Raw genomic sequence first — 3,577 nt, 5'->3', positions numbered from 1 at the left:
GAAAAAAGGAGACCCCGACCGCTGCCTCGCCCGTCACCGGACCTGCCCCGGAGTGACACCGGCAACCGGCCCCGGCGCAGTTGCGCCACGTAAAAGGAGGCCGGATCGGTACACCCCGCCAACCCTCGGTCAACGGCGCCGCATTGCAACCGCGGCCAGACCGCCGCCGCGAGACAACCCTAGACAGTGCGGCCAAGAGCCGTTAGGAGAGGAGGCCGTAGCATCCGGCCATGCCGAGACCGCCCGTCCCCGAACCGCTCGCCGCTTGGCAACCGCTCGCCGACCTCGCCCGCGCCATCGAGGACGCGGGCCTCAAGCAGATCGCCGTCGAGCGACCTCGAGGGATGTACCAGCCGGACGTCGAGTGGCGACCGTTCGCGGCCGGCTTGGCGCTCGCCCTCGAGGACGCCCGGACCTGGCCTCACAAGCTGACGCCTACCGAGTGGCGTCTCGTCTCGTGGCTCGTGCCCGACGGCCCCGCCCGTCCCGACGTCAACGTCGAGCTCAAGCTGGAGGGGCGCGCGCAGACGGAGGACCTGTTCGTCGCGACGGTCTCCAACGTGTTCACGTTCGTGTTCGCCCGGCGCGGGCCGCCGCTCTAGGCCCGCCGTGTTACGTCGCCGGGCCGCCGCGGTCTGTAAGGCATGGACCCGCTCCCCCCCGTCCCCGGATCGCCCCAGGACTTCCTCGACTTGGCCGACGCCCTCGAGGCTCAAGGGGACCACGACCTCGCCACGGCCGCCGTCCTCGAGGCCGCCGAGCGGCTGGTCCGATCGGTGTTCGGCACCGGGAGCGACCTCGACGCAATAGGAGTTGGGCGACAGGCGGCGTCGGATGGCGCCGCCTGCCCCGGCACCCCACCACAGGCGCCGTCCACCCGGAGGCAGGCCCAGGGAGGGGTTAGACCCTGACTGCCCGGCGACGTAACACAGTCCGCCTCGACGGATGACCAGCCTCCTAACGAGTCCTCGACTCGTGCCTACCGGACAACGCTGCTCGTTTACTTGTCGGAGGCCGGGCTGCGTGCGGGGTGCGTGGTCCCGCCGATGCGATGGTCGCATTGCCCTCAGCCGCGACGCCATTCAAAGCTGGACCGGACCGACTCAGTTGCGAACGAAGAGCCTGTCGGCGTCGCCCAAGATCGCTATGGGCCACCGCGGCCCGTCCTCCACGAGCACCCGGAGTGACGCCCCGTCGACCACGCCGTCGACGGGTTGCGGAGCGCCGGACTCCTCTAGGAAGTGGCTCCGAGAGAAGGGGGACTCCGTCACAGTCGCCGACTGGACCGCCTCGGCCGAGACCGTGTTCGCGTGGGGAGTCATTGACCGGAGCGACGCCGCTCGACTAGCTCAGCATCCCGGGGTCCGCCCTGTGCGATGACAGCGGGAGGTTGGACTTACGCAGTTCGAGCTCGGAGTAGACAGAGTCGAGTGTAGCCTCAATGGCCTCGATGATGGCGTCGACGTTCGGGAGCTCCTCCGTCCCATGGATCACGTTGTAGACGAGGGCCGCTTGGTTCCGCCCACTATGCGCCTCGAAAACGCTGAGCTTTGGATTCCAGACACCGACGTCGCGGTGGGCGATAATGCGATCCCTCGTCGTTAACAAGCGGTCGTGGAGGCCCCGGTATCTCTCGGGAACGTGAGAGGGGTCGAGTCTGAGCTTGGTGCGAGGTTCCAATGCGCCGTAGGACGTCTTGAACGGCCGAGCGTAGGCGATGACAGCGTACTGAAACGCTGCTCCTACCAACGGGTTGTCGCCCTGCCGCTTGATCTCTCCCAGTAGCCACCACGCGCTGTTCAGGTCATCCGAGCAGAACTGCAGATGGACGTAGCGCTCCTCCTCTGGTGTTCGCATCGAACTCGGCGGGCTAGTCGTTAGCTCAGCATCCCCTGATCCGTCCGGTACGGCCGCTCGCCCGTCTTGGCGAACGCGCCCGGCGCCGGCTCGGCGGCCATCCCCCGGGCCACCCAGTCGGCGAGCCAGTCGGCCGCGTCCTCGAGGCCGTAGTCCGACGGGTCCACGACGGCGACGACGTCGGCGGCCGCGAACTCGTCCTCGAGGGCCTCGAACACGCGGGCCGAGCCCTGAGAGATAGGGGCGTCCCACGTCGGAGGGTTGGCGCGGGCGTCCTCGATGCGTGCCCGGTAGAGCTCGCCGAGAACGCGGTCATACCCCGGGCTCCGGCCGTCGGCCATTAGTCCACCCGGTAGAGCGGACCCGTGAGCGAGGCGCCCGTGAGCGCCCGGATGATGTCGAGCTGCAAGGCCTCGACCTTCGAGCTCGACTCCCGGACCGCGTTTGAGATCGCCGCCGGTGATGGGGGGCGGTCCCGGCCAGCGATCCGCTCGGCGACGACCGAGGCGACGCGGGCCTGGGTCAACCCGGAGTCCGCGACGGCCTGCGCCGCGGCGTCCCTGAGGCCGTCGCCGTTAAGGATGGCCCTCTTCTTAGGAGGCGAGGCGAGAGGGGCTGACACGGGAGGCAGGGGCGTCTGAGGGAGTCGGAGTATAGCGAGGGCGACGGGAGTGAGTCAAGCCGTCGGCTTATGTGAAGAACAGCCGACGGCTTGATTTATTACAGCTATCAGCTTGACACATACAGCCATCAGCTTTACATTGGTAGCACAACGCAACGCCAACAGGCCGACCCCATGCCCGCCCCGATCTCCTACCCCGCCCCCGTCGCCAACCCCGCGAACGACCCGATGGTCGAGGCCGAGTACCAGTTCGAGGTCGGCCGCGCCGACGCCGACCGGCTCACCTACAACCCGCCGACTGACGCCGCCGACTGGCAGCGCGAGGCCTACGACCAGGGCCACGCCGACGTCGCCTCGCTCCACGCCTCGGCCGCGCCGTCCGGCGCCGTCGAGGTCGACTCCCTCCCGTACCCTTACACCGCCCCCATGCCCCGCACACTCCGCTTCCCGTTCGCTCTCGAGGCCGGCTCCGCTCTCGTCTCCGTCGAGAGCTTCGAGGGCTCGCACTCGATCACGTCGGCCGTCTCCGTCCGCACGCGCCGAAACTTGCCCATGTCGGCCGCCGACCTCGACGCTGTGGAGGCCGTCCTCGAGACGCCCGAGACCGTCGCCGTCGAGGCCTTGGACGTGATGACGGGCGGGCTCGCTCGGTTCGCGGTCTCCCATGTCGGCGGGACCGTGTTCGCCGTCCGCTACGCCGACGGGGTTTCGGTCCGGCCCGGGGCCGAGCAGTTCACGGAGACGACCGAGGCGTTCGCCATCGACCGCGCGCTTTCCGATATGGAGTCGGAGGCCGACGCCAGGCACGACGCCGTCTCGCTCTAGCATCACGCAGGCCCCGGCGGTAACCGGGGCCTCTTGACCAATGACCAACACGGACCCAGACCAAGGCGACGCGCCCTCAGCCGCACAGCAGCGGCGCGTGGAGGCTTCTCACAGCGCGCCCGTCAACTCAACGCACACCGGACCACGCGCGGCGCTCAGGCCTGCGCCGTGGTCTCCCACCCCGTCTTCCTACCCCTCTAGATCCTGAAACCATGACGACCAACACCGACAACACAACCGCGACCGCCGCCGACCTCGAGGACGACGTGACTG

At 68.8% G+C, this 3,577-nt stretch carries 7 protein-coding genes; 3 read left to right on the top strand and 4 right to left on the bottom strand.

Features of this window, described 5'->3' with window-relative positions:
• The first annotated feature begins 230 nt into the window (after positions 1–230).
• On the top strand, positions 231–602 hold the full coding sequence (locus tag WBA11_RS14260) for a hypothetical protein (RefSeq protein WP_424521338.1): 372 nt from the start codon (positions 231–233) through the stop codon (positions 600–602).
• Positions 603–644: 42 nt separating this feature from the next.
• On the top strand, positions 645–911 hold the full coding sequence (locus WBA11_RS14255; RefSeq protein ID WP_424521337.1) for a hypothetical protein: 267 nt from the start codon (positions 645–647) through the stop codon (positions 909–911).
• Positions 912–1,103: 192 nt separating this feature from the next.
• Here WBA11_RS14255 and WBA11_RS14250 read toward each other — a convergent pair whose 3' ends face one another.
• From WBA11_RS14250 to WBA11_RS14235, 4 genes are read right to left on the bottom strand one after another with little or no spacing between them, the layout of a single operon-like run.
• Positions 1,104–1,322: a hypothetical protein gene (locus WBA11_RS14250; RefSeq protein ID WP_424521336.1), complete on the bottom strand. Its 219-nt coding sequence runs from the start codon at positions 1,320–1,322 to the stop codon at positions 1,104–1,106.
• A gap of 22 nt (positions 1,323–1,344) precedes the next feature.
• Positions 1,345–1,857: a hypothetical protein gene (locus tag WBA11_RS14245; RefSeq protein WP_424521335.1), complete on the bottom strand. Its 513-nt coding sequence runs from the start codon at positions 1,855–1,857 to the stop codon at positions 1,345–1,347.
• A 20-nt stretch (positions 1,858–1,877) separates the two neighbouring features.
• The gene (locus WBA11_RS14240; protein WP_424521334.1) at positions 1,878–2,198 is read right to left on the bottom strand and encodes a hypothetical protein; all 321 of its coding nucleotides are present in this window, start codon (positions 2,196–2,198) and stop codon (positions 1,878–1,880) included.
• Complete coding sequence (locus WBA11_RS14235; RefSeq protein ID WP_424521333.1) at positions 2,198–2,479, bottom strand: hypothetical protein; 282 nt, start codon at positions 2,477–2,479, stop codon at positions 2,198–2,200. The genes WBA11_RS14240 and WBA11_RS14235 overlap by 1 nt, the downstream gene beginning before the upstream one ends.
• 174 nt (positions 2,480–2,653) lie before the next feature.
• Here WBA11_RS14235 and WBA11_RS14230 point away from each other — a divergent pair, with 174 nt between their 5' ends.
• A complete protein-coding gene (locus WBA11_RS14230) occupies positions 2,654–3,304 on the top strand; it encodes a hypothetical protein (RefSeq protein ID WP_424521332.1) in 651 nt (216 codons plus the stop codon).
• Positions 3,305–3,577: the final 273 nt, after the last annotated feature.

It is taken from the genome of Rubrivirga sp., assembly GCF_049648075.1.
Taxonomy (GTDB): Bacteria; Bacteroidota; Rhodothermia; order Rhodothermales; family Rubricoccaceae; genus Rubrivirga.
This window is presented reverse-complemented; position numbering and strand designations above follow the sequence as displayed.

Coding starts and splice junctions, on each gene's coding strand:
- WBA11_RS14260 (WP_424521338.1), top strand. CDS start 231: ATGCCGAGACCGCCCGTCCCCGAACCGCTCGCCGCTTGGCAACCGCTC.
- WBA11_RS14255 (WP_424521337.1), top strand. CDS start 645: ATGGACCCGCTCCCCCCCGTCCCCGGATCGCCCCAGGACTTCCTCGAC.
- WBA11_RS14250 (WP_424521336.1), bottom strand. CDS start 1,322: ATGACTCCCCACGCGAACACGGTCTCGGCCGAGGCGGTCCAGTCGGCG.
- WBA11_RS14245 (WP_424521335.1), bottom strand. CDS start 1,857: ATGCGAACACCAGAGGAGGAGCGCTACGTCCATCTGCAGTTCTGCTCG.
- WBA11_RS14240 (WP_424521334.1), bottom strand. CDS start 2,198: ATGGCCGACGGCCGGAGCCCGGGGTATGACCGCGTTCTCGGCGAGCTC.
- WBA11_RS14230 (WP_424521332.1), top strand. CDS start 2,654: ATGCCCGCCCCGATCTCCTACCCCGCCCCCGTCGCCAACCCCGCGAAC.